Raw genomic sequence first — 16624 nt, forward strand, 5'->3', positions numbered from 1 at the left:
CTCCAGTTGCCATTGCTGTCAGAAGTGGTCTGGCCGATCACGTTGCCATTGCCGTCGCTGACAATGATCTCGTGGTTCGGCGCGGCGGTGCCGCTGATGGTTTCGCCGTTGCTCGGTGTCGGGTTCGGCGGCGCGGTGAGGCTGTCGTCCACCGTGGTGGTGCTTTCCGCCCCGGTGTTGCCGGCGGCGTCGCGCACCACGAAGTGCAGGACGAAGCCGTTGGGCAGGCGCTGGGCAAAGGTGAAGGTCCAGCTGCCGTCGTTACCCACCGCGGCGTCGCCCAGCCAGTCGCCCTCGGCGTCGAAGATCATCACGGTACTGCCCGGCTCGGCGGTGCCGGAAACCTGGTCGCCGTTGCTCGGGTTGGGGTCGGCCATGCCCGGCGGTTGCGAGTCCACCACGGTCTGCGCCGGCTGGCTGGTGTTGCCGGCAGCGTCGGTGGCGGTGGCGCGCACCTGGGTGCCATTGGCCAGCGGGCTGTCAGGGGTGAAGCTCCAGTGCCCGGTGCCGTCGGCGGTGACCTGGCCGATGGGGTTGCCGGCGCCGTCGGTGAGGGTCACGCGGGCGTTGGCTTCGGCCGTGCCTTGCAGCTCGCTGCCGTTGCTGACGTCGATGGTCGGTGCGGCGGGGGCCTGGTTGTCCACGACGGTGCTGGCCGGGCCGCTCTGGTTGCCGGTAGCGTCCACCGCCACCGCCGAGATCTGGGTGCCGTTGGCCAGCGGCGAAGCCGGGGTGAAGCTCCATTGCCCGGTCACGGCATCCGCCGTTACCTGGCCGATCAGGTTGCCCGAGGCGTCCTTGAGGATGACGGTGGCGCCGGCCTCGGCGCTGCCGGTAAGGGTCACGCCATTGCTGGCATTGACCACCGGGGCGGCCGGCGCGGCGGAATCCACGATGACGCTGGCAGGCCCGCTGGTGTTGCCGGCGGCGTCCTGGGCCACGGCGTTGACCACGGTCCCGTTGGGCAGCGCGCTGGTCGGGGTGAAGGTCCAGTGGCCGGTGCCATCGGCGCTGACCTGGCCGATGGGGTTGCCGTTGCCATCGGTGAGGATGACCTTGGCATTGGCTTCGGCAGTACCGCTGATGGCGCTGCCGTTGCTGACATTGACCACCGGTGCAGGCGGCGCAACAGCGTCAACGGTAGTGGTCACCGTCGTACTCTGCGCGGTGCCGCTGGTCGCCACCGCGTTGATCACCGTGCCATTGGCCAGCGCCACGCCCGGCGTGAAGCTCCAGTGGCCGGAACCATCCGCGGTGGTCTGGCCGATGGGATTGCCATTGCCGTCGGTGAGAGTGACCGTCACGCCGGCCCCGGCGGTACCGCTGATGACCGAGCCGTTGCTCGGGTCCAGCACCGGTTGCGCGATAACGCCCGCATCCACGGTGACCTGCGCCGGCTGGCTGACGTTGCCCACCGCATCGGTGGCGGTAACTTTCACCAGCGTGCCGTTGGGTAGCGGCGAGCTGAAGCTGAATTGCCACTGGCCGCTGCCATTGGCGGTGGTCTGGCCGATCACCTGGCCGGCAGCGTTGAGCAGCAGCACGCTGGCGCCGGCCTCGGCGCTGCCGCTGAACAGCTCGCCGTTGCTCGGGTTGATGGTCGGCACAGCCGGAGCCTGGGCATCCACCGTAGTCTGCGCGGCGCCGCTGGTATTGCCGGCAGCGTCCTGGGCCACCACCTTGACGAGGGTGCCGTTGGCCAGCGCGGCGCCGGGCGTGAAGCTCCAGTGGCCAGTGCCGTCCGCCGTGGTCTGGCCGATGGCGACGCCCGCACCGTTGGTGATGATTATCTTGGCGTTGGCTTCCGCTGTGCCGCTTAGCACCTGGCCATTGCTGGCCGCCACGGTCGGCGCAGCCGGGGCTATGGCATCAACGGTGACCTGGGCCGCCTGGCTTTCGGTACCCGTGCCGTTCACCGCAGTGGCCTTGACCACCGTGCCGTTGGCCAGCGGCGCACCGAGGTTGAAGCTCCAGTGGCCGGTGCCGTCCGAATGAGTAATGCCGATCAGGTTGCCGCCGGCATCGAGGACGCGAATGGTCAGGTTGGCCCCGGCGGTGCCGCTGACCACGCTGCCATTGCTCGGATCAATCACTGGCGGCGGTACGGCGCTGGCGTCCACCGTGGTGCTGGCGGACGGGCCGCTGTTGCCCACGGCATCAGTCGCGGTGACGCTGACCACGCTGCCGTTGGGCAGCGCAGAGGTCGGCGTGAAGGACCACTGGCCGGTGGTCGCGTCCGCCGTGGCCTGGCCAATCACCTGGCCGGAGGCATTGGTCAGGGTGACGGTGGAACCGGCTTCCGCCGTGCCGCTGAAGGTAGCGCCGTTGCTCGCATTGATGGTGGGCGCAGCCGGCGGCTGGGCGTCCACCGTGGTCTGCGCCGGCTGGCTGTCATTGCCGGCCGCATCCTCGGCAACCACCTTGACCACGGTGCCGTTAGGCAACGGGCTCGCGGGGGTGAAGCTCCAGTGGCCGCTGCCATCGGCGGTGGTCTGGCCAATCGCGTTGCCGTTGCCATCGGTGATGATCACCTTGGCGTTGGCCTCGGCAGTACCGGCCAGCGTGTGGCCGTTGCTGGCGTCCACCGTCGGAGTCGGCGGCGCGACGGCATCCACCGTGGCCTGGGCGGCCTGGCTCTGGGTGCCGGCCGCGTTTTCGGCGATGGCCTTGACCACGGTGCCATTGGGCAGCGGCGAACCGGGGGTGAAGCTCCAGTGTCCGGTGCCGTCGGAGGTGGTCTGGCCGATGGGGTTGCCGTTGGCGTCCTGCAGGGTGATGGTCAGGTTGGCGCCGGCCGTGCCCTGGATCACCGCGCCATTGCTGGGGTCGATCACCGGCGGCGACACGGCATCGCCATCCACCGTGGTGGAGGCCGGCGCGCTGGTATTGCCCGCCGCATCGGTGGCCGTGGCCTTGACCACGGTGCCATCGGGCACCGGCGTGGTCGGGGTGAAGGACCAGCGTCCGGTGCTCGGGTCGGCCGTGACCTGGCCGATCACCTGGCCGGCAGCGTTGCTCAGGGTGACGGTGGAACCGGCTTCGGCGGTGCCGCTGAAGATATCGCCGTTGCTCGGGTTGATGGTCGGCGCAGCAGGCGCCTGGGCGTCCACGGTGGTCTGCGCCGCGCCGCTGGTGTTGCCGGCGGCGTCCTGGGCGACCACCTTGACCACGGTGCCATCCGGCAGTGCGCTGGCCGGAGTGAAGCTCCAGTGACCGCTGCCGTCGGCGCTGGTCTGGCCGATCGGCGCGCCGGCGCCGTTGGTGATGATGACCTTGGCGTAGGCTTCCGCCGTACCGCTCAGCTCGTGGCCGTTGCTCAGCGCCACGGTAGGCGCAGGCGGCGCCACCGAGTCGACGGTCACCTGGGCAGCACTGCTCTGGGTGCCGGCACCATTCTCGGCGATGGCTTTCACCACCGTGCCGTTGGGCAGTGCGCTACCGGGCGTGAAGCTCCAGTGGCCGGTGCCATCGGAGGTGGTCTGACCGATGGGGTTGCCGTTGGCGTCCTGCAGGATGATGGTCAGGTTGGCACCGGCAGTGCCGTGGATCACCGAACCGTTGCTCGGGTCGATCACCGGTGACGCGACCACCGACGAATCCACGGTGGTGCTGGCCGGGCCGCTGGTATTGCCCGCCGCATCGGTGGCCGTGGCGTTGACCACGGTGCCATTGGGCAACGGGCTGCTCGGGGTGTAGGTCCAGTGGCCGGTGCTCGGGTCGGCAGTGACCTGGCCGATGGTCTGCCCTGCCCCGTTGGTCAGGGTCACGGTGCTGCCCGGCTCGGCGGTGCCGTTGAGCGCGGCGCCGTTGCTCGCATCGATGGTCGGCGCGGCGGGCGCCTGGGCATCCACGGTGGTCTGCACGGGCTGGCTGGTATTGCCGGCGGCGTCCTGGGCCACCACTTTCACCACCGTGCCATCGGGCAGCGACACGGCCGGCGTGAAGCTCCAGTGGCCGCTGCCGTCAGCGGTGACCTGGGCGATGGGATTGCCGTTGCCGTCGGTGATGATCACCTTGGCATTGGCCTCGGCGGTGCCGGCCAGCGTGTGGCCGTTGCTGGCATCCACGGTCGGCGCCGGCGGCGCTACGGAATCCACGGTGATCTGCGTGGGCTGGCTCTGGCCGCCCGCCCCGTTCTCGGCGATGGCCTTCACCACTGTGCCGTTGGGCAGCGGAGTCGCCGGGGTAAAGCTCCAGTGGCCGGTGCCGTCGGAGGTGGTGACGCCGATCTGCGCGCCATTGGCGCCCAGCAGGACGATGGTCAGGTTGGCTCCTGCCGTTCCGTGGATCTCCGCGCCATTGCTCGGGTCGATCACCGGCGGCGAGATGATGCTGGAGTCGACGGTGACGGGCGTGGGCTGGCTGACGTTGCCGGCGGCATCCACCGCCACCACCGACACCACGGTGCCGTTGGGCAGCGGTGTGGTCGGGGTGAAGCTCCACTGGCCGCTGCCATTGGCGGTCGCTTCGCCGATCACGTGGCCCTGGCTATCCAGCAGCTTGACGGTGGAGTTGGGTTCGGCGCTACCGCTGAACACTTCGCCATTGCTCGGGTTGACCGTGGGTGCGCCGGGCGCCACCGCATCGACGGTGGTCTGCGCCGGGCCGCTGGTGTTGCCGGCGGCATCCTGCGCCACCACTTTCACCACCGTGCCATCGGCCAACGGCGCGGACGGCGTGAAGCTCCAGTGGCCGCTGCCATCGGCGGCGGTCTGGCCGATGGGGTTGCCGTTGCCATCGGTGATGATCACCTTGGCGTTGGCCTCGGCGGTGCCGGCCAGCGTGTGGCCGTTGCTCAGGTCCACCGTCGGCGCGGGCGGAGCCACGCCATCGACAGTGGTACTGGCCGAACCGCTGACGCCCTGCGGGCCGCGGGCAACGGCGTTGACCACGGTGCCATCGGGCAGCGGCGTGATCGGGGTGAAGCTCCAGTGACCGTCGCCCCCTACCACCGCTACACCGATCAGCGTGCCCTGGGCATTGCTCAGGTACACCGTGGTGCCCAGGGTGCCGGTGCCCTGCAGGGTGTGGCCGTTGCTCGGATCGATCACCGGCGCCGGCAGGTTCGGGTTGGGCGCGTTGACATAGGCAATCTGGCTGGCATTCCCGGCGGCGTCATGGACGATGATCGAGACGATCTGCCCGGCCGGCAGCGGCGAATTCAGGCTGATGTTGAAGCGGCCATCCGCACCGACCTGGACGGTCAGGTCCGGCACGCCGTCGTTGTTCAGGTCGATGGACAGCGTGCTGCCGGCTTCGGCCACGCCACTGAGGGTCTCGCCATTGGCGCTGATCGCCAGGTCGTGGGCAGCATCCGGCGGGGTGGTGTCGGTGGCGGTGATGACGGTGGCCGGGCCGGTATTGCCGGCAGCGTCGGTGACCGTCACCGAGACGCTCTGGCCGGCATTCACCGGGTGCGGCAGGCTGATCTGGAAATGCCCGTCGGAACCGGCCACGCCGGTGGCATCGGGAATGCCGTCGCCGTTGGTATCCACCTTCACGGTGGAGCCCGGCTCGGCAGTGCCGCTGATGGTGTGGCCGTTGTCGGAAATGCTCACGTCGCCGGGTGCGCCGGGCGCGGTGGTGTCCGGCGCGGTGACGCTGACGCCGCTGCTGGAGGTGCCGCCACTGGGGTTGCGCACCGTCACTGTGGCGGTTTCGCCGTTGCTCAGCGGTGGGTTGAGCGGAATCTGGAAGTTGCCGTTGCCGTCGACCGGGGCGCTGTAGTCCGGCTGGCCGTCGCCGTTGACGTCCACTTCGACGGTGCTGCCCGGCTGAGCGTGGCCGCTGATCGAGGTGCCGTCCGGGCTGATGGTCACGCCGCTGGCCGGGTCCGGAGCCGGAGTGCTGCCGCCACCTCCGCCACCGCCACCCCCGCCGCCACTGCTGGCGATGGCGGCTCCACCCGCGATCACGGCGGCGCCGGCGAGAATGGTCCCGGCCACGCCCAGGCCGGCAATGCCACCGGCAGCGCCTGCTCCGGCTGCACCCGCTGCACCGGCCTCGGCCGTGGTGAGGGATTCGAAGCCTGCGTCGATCGGCTCAGCTGCGTAGGTGGCGCTCAGCGTTCCGTCAGCCGCGACGGTGGAATCCAGCTCGGTCACCACCAGGTTGCCGTTCTCGTCCACCAGGTAGAGCTGGCTGGGCGGCTGGTTCTCGGCGAAGAAGTTGGCGATGCGGACGGTCTCGCCGTCCTTGAGATGGACCACGAGGTCGGCGCCTACCTGCTGGTAGCTGGCGACCGCGTCAGCGGTGACGTCCAGGGCCACGTTGCTGGCCTGCTGGAGAACGATGCTTCCCTGAACCGTCTGCTGCGTGGCGGTGGCAACCTGCACCTGAGACGCCACGACCTTCGCCTGGATCGCCATGCTGACTTCCTCTGACCAATACGTTGTTATTTGTTTATGGCCTGAAAGAAATAGCAGCTTCTCGGAAGTGCGCCGGAGGCGCCAAAAACACCCTTGGACGAAGGGTTTAGTAGAAAGGTAGTAATTCGTGGATCGCTGAAAAAGTTCAGAAACATTGCCTGAATGGCAGATAGCAACGCCGATGATCGAGCAATTGAACATCGACAGTTAATTGACATAACCCCGAGGCAGCGAGACGCCCGGTTTCAACTTATTCCGGGTCTTCCTGCGATCCTGACTCGAACGTCGAACTGACAGGATGACAATATTCAGTCACTTCCCAGGCATATCCGATCACTGACATATCCGTAGGCTAAAGCTTACAGAATTACCGTTCGTCAGATAAATCGATCAGACCGATCCTGTCCGTCCGGACAGGCATAGCAGAAAGCCATCCAGGTCCATGATCCGCATTCCAGAGCGCAGCGGCGCCACCGAGCAGCAGACATGCAAATCTGCATGTAAATTGGCCGATTACCGGCTGGCGGGGGGAATTGTCCGCAGGGGCTTGCGAAACGACAGACAGCCGATCCCATTAGCGAGATCGATCGGATGTCCAGGCGGGATGTTCCAGTCATCGACAGGAAGTTGTCGCGCCGATAATTTCAGAATCACCGGCACCGGCGCGGCGACTGGCAATAGCGGCCATGACGAAGCGCAATTAACCCAGAACTAAAGTTCAGCCGGAATAGCGGGCCGCAGATGTGGGTGAATGATCCCGAAGTCAGATAGACAAGTCCGGCTCCGGGATACATTCAATCAATCAAGACAACTTACAGCGCCATATCGCTGGAAGCCTTTTCCGGCACTGCAGCGGCATCAGCCGATTGCGCAGCCGGGGCCGGGTCAATAGCCGGCGGCGGGTCCAGTTGCAGGACCTTGGCGGTGTAGCTCCACTCGGCGAAGGTCTTCTCCGGGCTGTCGTTGAGCTTGCTGCCGTAGCTGGGGACGATCTGGCGGACCTTGGCCTGCCACTCGGGAGTGGCGAGTTTGTCCTTGAACACCTTCTCCAGCACGCTGAGCATGATCGGCGCGGCGGTAGAGGCACCCGGCGATGCACCGAGCAGGCCGGCGATGCTGCCGTCGGCGGACGAGACGATCTCGGTACCGAGCTTCAGCACGCCGCCCTTGTCGGCGTCACGCTTGATGATCTGCACGCGCTGGCCGGCCTGCCACAGGCGCCAGTCCTCGGCCTTGGCCTCCGGGAAGTACTCGCGCAGGGCCGCCAGGCGATCGTCGTCGGAAAGCATCAGCTGGCCGGCGAGGTACTCCACCAGCGGGTATTCGTCGATACCCACGCGGGTCATCGGCCAGAAGTTGTGGACGTTGGTGCTGCCCAGCAGGTCGAGGTACGAACCTTCCTTGAGGAACTTGGTGGAGAAGGTGGCGAACGGCCCGAAGAGGATCACGCGCTTGCCGTCGAGCACGCGGGTGTCCAGGTGCGGCACGGACATCGGCGGTGCGCCGACCGACGCCTTGCCGTAGGCCTTGGCCAGGTGCTGCTGGGCGATGGTCGGGTTCTCGGTGACCAGGAACGAACCACCCACCGGGAAGCCAGCGTAGTCCTTGGCCTCCTCGATGCCGGACTTCTGCAGCAGGCGCAGGGCGCCGCCGCCGGCACCGATGAAGACGAACTTAGCGTCGGTCTCGGTGACGCTGCCGTCCTTGAGGTTCTTGTAGCCAACGCGCCAGGTACCGTCGTCGTTGCGGGTGATGTCCTCGACTTCGCTGGAGAGCTTCAGGCTGAAGTTCGGCTTGCTCTGCAGGTAGCCGGCGAACTGCCGGGTGATCTCGCCGAAGTTGACGTCGGTGCCGATCGGCGTCCAGGTGGCGGCGATCTTCTGCGCAGGGTCGCGGCCCTGCATCATCAGCGGCACCCACTTGGCGATCTGCGCCGGGTCCTCGGAATACTGCATGCCGCGGAACAGCGGGCTGGCCTGCAGCGCCTCGTAGCGCTTCTTGAGGAAGGCGATGTTGTCGTCGCCCCAGACGAAGCTCATGTGCGGGGTGGAGTTGATGAACGAGCGCGGGTTCTTCAGCACGCCGTTCTGCACCTGCCAGGCCCAGAACTGACGGGATATCTGGAACGACTCGTTGATCTCCACGGCCTTGGCGATGGTGACGTTGCCGTCCTTGTCCTCGGGGGTGTAGTTCAGTTCGGCCAGGGCGGAGTGGCCGGTGCCGGCGTTGTTCCAGCCGTTGGAGCTTTCCTGCGCGACGCCGTCCAGGCGCTCGACCATCTCCATGCTCCAGTCCGGTTCCAGCTCGTTGAGCCAGACCCCCAGGGTGGTGCTCATGATGCCGCCGCCGATCAGCAGCACATCGACTTTCTTGGTTTCCGCGAACGCGGGCGCGCAATTCACTGCCAGAGCGAGGCCCAGCAGCGCCCCGCTAACTTTCTTGATCATCGAAAGGTTTTCTCGTCGTTAGGGCTTGGCCTTTCCCACCGGCGTCATACAGCGTGAAGGCCGAGCCCCGCGCACAGGGCGCGAACGATGGGCAAGGCGACAGATGACGAAGATGGGTCGGGACTCAGTTCCCTCCTCCGCCGGCTCTGGGGCCTGCTTGATGGAATGAGGGACGTCCTGCGCAGAGAGACACGCAAAGCCTTCGGCTTTGGCTTTTGTTGTGGGAGGGATGCATGGTCTGCTGAAACGTTTGTGCATTCTATAGAAAGCGAACTGCATCACCAACCGTTGCGGTCAACTATCGGCCTTCCGAGGCACACGCAGGGCGTTTCCGCTTGTTTCAACGCGAACCTCCCGACATGCGTAGGAGCGGGCTCTGTCCGAAATAGGTCCGCGATAGGTCCGCATCGCGCCGGTAGCCAATCGCGGACGGAGTCCGCTCCTACGCGAGATCATGCTTCCCTGCACCGCAACGTTACCGAAGCGCACCGCAAACGCGCATAAACCGCCCCAGCCGTTACCGTTCCGCCCCGCTCCCGCCCGCCCACTCCCACGTCGTTTTCCTGCGTCCGCCGCTCTACCCCGCCCCATTCCAATCATTTCGCCAGCATTGGCACGGCAACTGCTTTATTGCATGCATGGATAATTGGATCCAAAAATCCACAAGGAACACCCCATGCGCCTGGTACCCGCTGCCCGCCCACCGATGAGCGCCGAAGACGAGGCCTACGACTACCTCCTCCAGGCCATCTGCACCGGCCGCTACAAGACCGGTGACCGCCTGGTGGCCGAGGACATCGCCAGCGACATCGGCATGAGCCGCATGCCCGTGCGCGGCGCCTTCAAGCGCCTGGACGCCGAAGGCCTGGTGACCCTGCGGCCCAACCGCGGGGCCATCGTCAGCGGCCTGAACATCGAGGAGATGCGCGAAGTCTTCGAGATGCGCAGCGCCCTGGAAGGCCTGGCCATCCGCATCGCCGTGCCGCAACTGACCGACCGCGACCTGTCCCGCCTGGAGCGCATGCTCGACGAGATGGACGACTACCGCGACGACAGCGCCGAGTGGGTCAGCCGCCACCGCGCCTTCCATGAATACCTCTGCAGCCTCGCCGGGCGCCCGCGCCTGCTGCGCCAGATCACCGCGCTGTATTCGGTGATCGAGCCGCACATGCGCCTGTGGCTGCAGCACGTCGACAAGCCCATGAGCGCCCGCGAGGAACATACGGTGATCCTCGATGCCCTGCGCTCGGGCGATGCCCGCGAAGCCGAGCGGGTCATCTGCGACCACATCGAGGGGACGATCCCCTCGCTGGCCAAGTTTCTGGAGGCACAGGCCTCCTGAAAGCGCGTGCCACCCACGCGCCATCCACCCCAATGCAATCCACCCAAGAAGCGCAATCCACGAAGCAGCGAATTGAAGCAACGGGCGCCTAGACCCGTACTTCTGTGTCCCTGAACTGCCCTGGCAACCCCACCCCGGAGCTCAACATGTTCGAACGCAGGATCCCGCAGTGCCTTCTCGCCCTTTGCCTGGCCGCCCCGCTGGCGCACGCCGAGGTGAAGATTCCCGACCGCTTGCAGAACGCCAGCAAGGTGACCTTCTGCGGCGGCATGGACTCCCCGCCCATGGGCTTCTATGACGCCAACCAGAAGCTCACCGGGGTCACCATCGACCTCGGCGAGGCCATCGCCAAGCGCCTGGGCGACAAGAAGATCGACTGGCGCATCACGCCCTTCTCCGGGTTGATCCCGGCGCTACTGGCCGGCCAGTGCGACATGCTGGTGGACCAGCTGTTCGACAAGCCCGAGCGGCGTGAAGTGATCGACATGGTCAACTACATGTACTCCAGCCAGGCCGTGGTGGTCGCCAAGGGCAACCCCGAGGGCATCCGCACCCTGGACGATCTCTCCGGCAAGAAGGTCGCGGTGCTCAACGGCTCGACCATCCGCACCCTGCTCGACGCCCACAACGAGAAGCTGGCCAAGGCCGGCAAGCCGCCGATGAAGGTGGTGGTCTACAACACCGACACCGACGCCTTCCAGTCCCTGCGCATCCGCCAGACCGACGCCTACGGCACCACCGTGGAAACCGCCGGCTACTACCAGAGCATGGCGCCGGACCTGTTCGAGATCGGCGTACCCGCTTTCGCCCGCATCCTCACCGGCCTGGGCATCCGCAAGGACGACAAGCAGCTGAGCGAAGCCGTCACGCAGATCATCAAGGACATGCAGGCCGACGGCAGCTACGCCGCGCTGCTGGCCAAGTGGCACATCGAAGGCGACAAACTGGACTGAGGTAACGAGCCATGAACTTCAGTTGGGACGTTTTCTGGCAGTACCTGCTGCGGCCGAGCGACATCTACCTCTACGGCCTCTGGCTGACCTGCGTGATCGCCGTCAGCGCCATGCTGCTGGGCTGCGTGCTCGGGCTGCTGGCGGCGCTGATGCGCCTGTCGAGCAACCCGCTGCTGCAATACCCGGTGCGCTTCTACGTGTGGCTGATGCGCGGCACGCCGCTGCTGGTGCAGATCGTCTTCCTCTACACCGCCCTGGCCGCCGGCGGCCTGTTCCGCTTCGAGGACCTGGACCTGGGGCTGTTCATCCTGCCCGGCAACATCCAGGCGGCGATCATCGCCCTGGGCCTCAACGAAGGCGCGTACATGGCCGAGATCATCCGCGCCGGCATCGGCGCGGTGGACAAGGGCCAGTACGAGGCCGGCAAATCCCTGGGGATGACCTTCCCCAAGCTGATGCGCCGCATCGTCCTGCCCCAGGCGTTCCGCGTGATCGTTCCGCCGCTGGGCAACGAGTTCAACGTGATGCTGAAGAACACCACGCTGGTCAGCGTGATCGGCGTGCAGGAACTGCTGCTGAGCACCCAGATGGTCACCTCGGCGACCTTCCGCGTGTTCGAGCTGTACCTCGTCGTGGCGATCTACTTCCTCGCCCTGACCACCCTGTGGGGCTTCTTCCAGCGCTGGCTGGAAGTGCGCTTCGGCAAATCCGACGGCCAGCCCGCCGCACCGAACCGCATGTTCGGCCGGCAGGCGATGAAACTGCTGAGGGGGCGTTGAGATGATCCCGGACATGAAAGATGTGGTGATCCAGGCCCGCGACGTGCACAAGGCCTTCGGCGAGCTGGAAATCCTCAAGGGTGTTTCCCTGGAAGTGCGCCGTGGCGAAGTGGTGGTGCTGATCGGCGCCTCCGGCTCGGGCAAGACCACCTTCATCCGCTGCATGAACCACCTGGAAGACATCCAGGGCGGCAGCATCCGCGTCAACGGCGAGCTGATGGGCTACCGCGAGCGCCCCGACGGCAAGCTGGTGCGCGACTCGGAGAGCAACATCGCCCGCCGTCGCCGCGACATCGGCATGGTGTTCCAGCGCTTCAACCTGTTCCCGCACATGACCGTGCTGGAGAACATCATCGAGGCGCCGACCCAGGTGCTCGGCGTGCCCAAAGGCGAAGCGCTGGACCAGGCCCGCCGCTTGCTCGCCCGCGTACGCCTGTCGGACAAGGCCGAGCACTACCCCGGCCAGCTCTCCGGCGGCCAGCAGCAGCGCGTGGCCATCGCCCGCGCCCTGGCGATGAAGCCCCAGGCCATGCTCTTCGACGAACCCACCAGTGCCCTCGACCCGGAAACCGTCGGCGAGGTTCTGCAGGTGATGAAGGAGCTGGCCGACGAAGGCATGACCATGGTGGTCGTCACCCACGAAATGGGCTTCGCCCGCGAAGTGGCCGACCGCGTGGTGGTGCTGCACCAGGGTGAACTCATCGAGGAAGGCCCGCCTGCGCAGGTCTTCGGTAATCCGCACCACCCGCGTACGCGGGAATTCCTCAGTCGCGTTCTCTAGCCAAGCATCCGAAATCAGTCACAAGGAATAGTCATGCGTAAACGCGTTCTCTTCGCCAGCACTCTGACCCTCCTCGCCTGCGCCACCGCCGCGCAGGCCGACGACAAGCTGGTGCGCTTCTACAACTGGTCCGACTACATGGGCCCCGACACCCTGAAGAACTTCGAGAAGGACACCGGCGTCAAGGTCCAGTACGACGTCTTCGACACCAACGAGATGCTCGAAGCCAAGCTGCTCTCCGGCCACTCGGGCTACGACCTGGTGGTGCCGTCCAGCCAGTTCCTCACCAAGCAGATCAACGCCGGCGTCTACCAGAAGCTCGACCGCGCGCAGCTGCCCAACTGGAAGAACCTCGACCCGCGCCTGATGAAGCGCCTGGAAGCCGCCGACCCGGGCAACCAGTACGCCGTGCCCTACATGTGGGGCACCGTCGGCATCGGCTACAACTACGACAAGGTCAAGGCCGCCCTGGGCGACAACGCCCCGCTGGACTCCTGGGACCTGATCTTCAAGCCGGAGAACCTGGCCAAGCTGCACGGCTGCGGTGTCGCCTTCCTCGATGCGCCGGTGAAGATCATCCCGCAGGCGCTGCACTACCTCGGCCTGGACCCGAACAGCACCAACCCGGACGACTACACCAAGGCCTCCGCCCTGCTGCAGAAGCTGGCCCCGTCGATCACCTACTTCAACTCCTCCAAGTACACCACCGACCTCGCCAACGGCGACATCTGCGTGGCGGTCGGCTACTCGGGCGACGTGATGCAGGCGCAGACCCGCGCCCAGGAAGCCGGCAAGAAGATCGACGTGCGCTACGTGATCCCCAAGGAAGGCGCCAACCTGTGGTTCGACATGCTCGCCATCCCGCGCGACTCGAAGAACCCCAAGGGCGCCCACGAGCTGGTCAACTACCTGCTGCGCCCGGAAGTGATCGCCCCGGTCAGCGACTACGTCGGCTACGCCAACCCCAACACCGGCGCCACCGCACTGCTCGACCCGAAAGTGCGTGACAACCCCGGCATCTACCCCAGCGACGCGGTGATCGAGAAGCTCTACGTCTCCGCCGACCTGCCGCCGAAAATCCAGCGCGTGATCACCCGCGAATGGACCCGAATCAAGACTGGCCAATGACCTTCGAAGAGCCCTGCCATGCTTAAGTTTTCCGCTCACGAGTACCCCTACGCCTCCCAGCGCCAGAGCGTGTTCGCCCGCAACGGCATGGTCGCCGCCTCGCAGCCCCTGGCTGCCGAGGCCGGCATCGCCATGCTGCGTGCCGGCGGCAACGCTATCGACGCTGCCATCGCCACTGCGGCCGCGCTGACCGTGGTCGAACCCACCGGCTGCGCCATCGGCGGCGACGCCTTCGCCCTGGTCTGGATCAAGGACCAGCTGCACGGCCTGGACGCCAGCGGCCACGCGCCCGCCTCCATTTCCATCGACAAGGTCAAGGCGGCCGGCCACGACAAGATGCCGGTACACGGCTGGCTGCCGGTCACCGTGCCGGGCATTCCCTCGGCCTGGGCCGAGCTGTCCGCACGCTTTGGCAAGCTGCCGTTCGCCGACCTGCTGCAGCCCGCCATCGCGCTGGCCCGCGACGGCTTCCCGGTGTCGCCGGTGGTCGCCCACCAGTGGGAAATCGCCCGCCGCGAATACCAGCAAAGCCGCGCCGCCGAGCCGACGCTGGAGACCTGGTTCGACACCTTCACCATTGGCGGCGAAGCCCCACGCGCCGGCCACCTGTTCCGCAACCCGGCCCAGGCAAAAACCCTCGCCGAACTGGCCGAGACGAAGTGTGAAAGCTTCTACCGTGGTGCCATCGCCGAGCGCCTGGCCGCCCACTCCGCGGCCACCGGCGGCGAGCTGAGCGCTGCTGACCTGGCCGGCTACAAGCCCAAGTGGGTCGAGCCGATCAAGACCAATTACCGCGGCTATGACGTCTGGGAAATCCCGCCGGCCGGCCAGGGCCTGATCGCCCTGATGACCCTGAACATCCTCCAGGGCTACGATTTCGACCAGCGCGACAGCCAGCTCACCTGGCACCGCCAGCTCGAAGCGATGAAGAAGGCCTACGCCGACGGCCTGCACTACATCACCGACGCCGAGCACATGCGCGTCAGCACTGCTGCGCTGCTGTCCGACGACTACGCCGCGCGCCGCCGCGCCGAGATCGGTGAGCTGGCTGCCGAGCCCAAACATGGCGACCCGCACTCCAGCGGCACCGTGTACATCGCCACCGCCGACGGCGAAGGCAACATGGTCTCGTTCATCCAGAGCGCCTACCACGGCTTCGGCTCCGGCGTGGTGCTGCCCGACAGCGGCATCGGCCTGCAGAACCGGGGCTCGGAGTTCAGCCTCGACCCGGCGCATTCCAACGCCCTGGCGCCAGGCAAGAAGACCTTCCACACCATCATCCCCGGCTTCCTCAGCAAGGATGGCGTGGCGGTCGGCCCGTTTGGCGTGATGGGTGGCTACATGCAGCCCCAGGGCCACGTGCAGATGGTGATGAACCTGGTGGACTTCGGCCTCAATCCCCAGGCCGCACTGGACGCCCCGCGCTGGCAATGGCTGGGCGGCATGAAGGTCGGCATCGAGCAGCACGCCAACCGCGACCTGGCCTTTGGCCTCGCGCGGCGCGGCCACGAGGTGGAGATCGCCTGCGACCTGACCGACTACGGCCGTGGCCAGATCATCGTCCGCGACCCGCAGACCGGCGTGCTCTGCGGCGGCACCGAGCCACGCGCGGATTCGCATATCGCGGTCTGCTGACGGTCGCCTCGCGTCTCACCGAAGCCAGCCCCGGCTGGCTTTCGGTGCGGCGCGAGCCTCATGCAGGTGGCGCCTCTCCCACCTTCCTGCAAGCACCGCCCTCGGGAGTCAGGATGATCTCGACCCGTCGATTGGCATTGCGCCCCTCCTGCGTTTCGTCGCTGGCCACCGGCTGACTGTCACCGGCGCCGCGTACCTGGAAACAATCGTCGGGAATGTCGCCCATGCTCTGCATCCAGTCGCGCACCGCCGCCGCTCGATCTCGGGACAGCTCCAGGTTGCGCCGGGCATCGCCGGTGGAGTCGCTGTGGCCGGTAATCACGATCAGCCAGCCCGGCTGCGCCTTGATATCGATGAGGCTGTTGATCAGCACCTTGGTGGACTCCGGCCGCAGCACGGCCTTGCCCGGCGGGAACAGCAACTGGCCGTCCAGGCGCACAGGAACGCTGGCCTGCGAGGGGGCTACCTGCCCATCAGCGGCGGGCACTACCGTTCCGCGGAGTCCATGAACCCAGACAAACCAGCCGGTCAGTGCGATCACCACTGCCACCGCCAGCAGCCAAGGCCAGAGTGCTCGCGGCTGGTGACGCGGCGGCGCTTCCCGGCTGTCCACCTTGAGCACCACCACCGCGGGCGCATCCGCTCTGCGCACGCGCACCGGGCGGCGTCTTGCTGTCGCTTGGGCTGCCGGCTGGTCTGCCAGCGGCGGCTCTGCCGGGTCGACCTTGGGCTCCGCCGGAGCGATGCGCACCACCCAGCTGGTGGCCGCATCCTCTTCCGGCGACAACCGCCTGACCAGCCCCTGCACCTGGCTACGCACCGCGTCCAGCGACGCCAGGGTGGCCTGTTCGCGGCGTTGCAGCAGCTGTGCCAGCTCCTCGAAAGGCTCGTTCAACTGCAGCAGGTCCGGCACGTCCGCTTCCGTCAGCGGCACCCCGCGCAGCCACGCACGCAGCTGGGTGAACAGCCAGCCAAGCATCTCCAGGCGCACCGCCGCGGACGGCGGCCACAGGCGTTCCCAGTCACCGGCGAGCAGGGTGCAAGTAAGGCTCAGCCCCTCATCCAGCCCCTGCAATCCATACAGATGCGCGCGAGCCAGGGCGAAGGCCGTCACCGACTGCAGCTCCATGCCGTGTTCGCGGAACAGCGCCAGACAGAGGCGCTCCACCTTCGGCCAGTCCACGTCCGGCC

Annotated in this window: 9 protein-coding genes; 6 read left to right on the top strand and 3 right to left on the bottom strand. The window is 66.8% G+C overall.

The window, feature by feature from the left end; all coding sequences use genetic code 11:
- Together QO207_RS30240 and mqo are read right to left on the bottom strand one after the other, a co-directional pair.
- The coding region (locus QO207_RS30240) for an Ig-like domain-containing protein (RefSeq protein ID WP_301535935.1) at positions 1 to 6368 on the bottom strand (6368 nt) is incomplete at its 3' end.
- Positions 6369 to 7180: 812 nt separating this feature from the next.
- Positions 7181 to 8815: a malate dehydrogenase (quinone) gene (gene mqo / locus QO207_RS30245; protein ID WP_301535936.1), complete on the bottom strand. Its 1635-nt coding sequence runs from the start codon at positions 8813 to 8815 to the stop codon at positions 7181 to 7183.
- A gap of 676 nt (positions 8816 to 9491) precedes the next feature.
- On the opposite strand from mqo, the gene QO207_RS30250 reads away from it, so the two are divergent.
- The 6 genes from QO207_RS30250 (at position 9492) to QO207_RS30275 (ending at position 15433) form a co-directional block, all read left to right on the top strand.
- Positions 9492 to 10157 carry a GntR family transcriptional regulator gene (locus tag QO207_RS30250; RefSeq protein WP_301535937.1) on the top strand — a complete coding sequence of 222 codons (666 nt, stop codon included), beginning with the start codon at positions 9492 to 9494 and terminating at the stop codon, positions 10155 to 10157.
- Between the two features lie 146 nt (positions 10158 to 10303).
- Positions 10304 to 11110 (top strand): ABC transporter substrate-binding protein, encoded by an 807-nt coding sequence (locus QO207_RS30255; protein WP_301535938.1) that lies wholly within the window; start codon positions 10304 to 10306, stop codon positions 11108 to 11110.
- A gap of 11 nt (positions 11111 to 11121) precedes the next feature.
- A complete protein-coding gene (locus tag QO207_RS30260; RefSeq protein ID WP_301535939.1) occupies positions 11122 to 11889 on the top strand; it encodes an amino acid ABC transporter permease in 768 nt (255 codons plus the stop codon).
- 1 nt (position 11890) lies between these two features.
- Positions 11891 to 12670 carry an amino acid ABC transporter ATP-binding protein gene (locus tag QO207_RS30265; RefSeq protein ID WP_138216802.1) on the top strand — a complete coding sequence of 260 codons (780 nt, stop codon included), beginning with the start codon at positions 11891 to 11893 and terminating at the stop codon, positions 12668 to 12670.
- A gap of 33 nt (positions 12671 to 12703) precedes the next feature.
- Positions 12704 to 13798, top strand: coding sequence for a polyamine ABC transporter substrate-binding protein (locus QO207_RS30270; RefSeq protein ID WP_301535940.1), 1095 nt, complete (start codon positions 12704 to 12706; stop codon positions 13796 to 13798).
- A gap of 18 nt (positions 13799 to 13816) precedes the next feature.
- Positions 13817 to 15433 carry a gamma-glutamyltransferase family protein gene (locus QO207_RS30275; RefSeq protein ID WP_301535941.1) on the top strand — a complete coding sequence of 539 codons (1617 nt, stop codon included), beginning with the start codon at positions 13817 to 13819 and terminating at the stop codon, positions 15431 to 15433.
- A gap of 58 nt (positions 15434 to 15491) precedes the next feature.
- On the opposite strand, the gene QO207_RS30280 is transcribed toward QO207_RS30275, so the two are convergent.
- On the bottom strand, positions 15492 to 16624 hold a 1133-nt coding region (locus tag QO207_RS30280), incomplete at its 5' end, for an OmpA family protein (RefSeq protein ID WP_301535942.1).

The sequence above is a fragment of the Pseudomonas sp. CAN1 genome (assembly GCF_030462585.1).
In the GTDB taxonomy this organism is placed as follows: Bacteria; Pseudomonadota; Gammaproteobacteria; order Pseudomonadales; family Pseudomonadaceae; genus Pseudomonas.

Bases quoted from the DNA above. Each gene is read 5' to 3' on its own strand.
- mqo (WP_301535936.1), bottom strand. From the start codon at position 8,815: ATGATCAAGAAAGTTAGCGGGGCGCTGCTGGGCCTCGCTCTGGCAGTG.
- QO207_RS30250 (WP_301535937.1), top strand. From the start codon at position 9,492: ATGCGCCTGGTACCCGCTGCCCGCCCACCGATGAGCGCCGAAGACGAG.
- QO207_RS30255 (WP_301535938.1), top strand. From the start codon at position 10,304: ATGTTCGAACGCAGGATCCCGCAGTGCCTTCTCGCCCTTTGCCTGGCC.
- QO207_RS30260 (WP_301535939.1), top strand. From the start codon at position 11,122: ATGAACTTCAGTTGGGACGTTTTCTGGCAGTACCTGCTGCGGCCGAGC.
- QO207_RS30265 (WP_138216802.1), top strand. From the start codon at position 11,891: ATGATCCCGGACATGAAAGATGTGGTGATCCAGGCCCGCGACGTGCAC.
- QO207_RS30270 (WP_301535940.1), top strand. From the start codon at position 12,704: ATGCGTAAACGCGTTCTCTTCGCCAGCACTCTGACCCTCCTCGCCTGC.
- QO207_RS30275 (WP_301535941.1), top strand. From the start codon at position 13,817: ATGCTTAAGTTTTCCGCTCACGAGTACCCCTACGCCTCCCAGCGCCAG.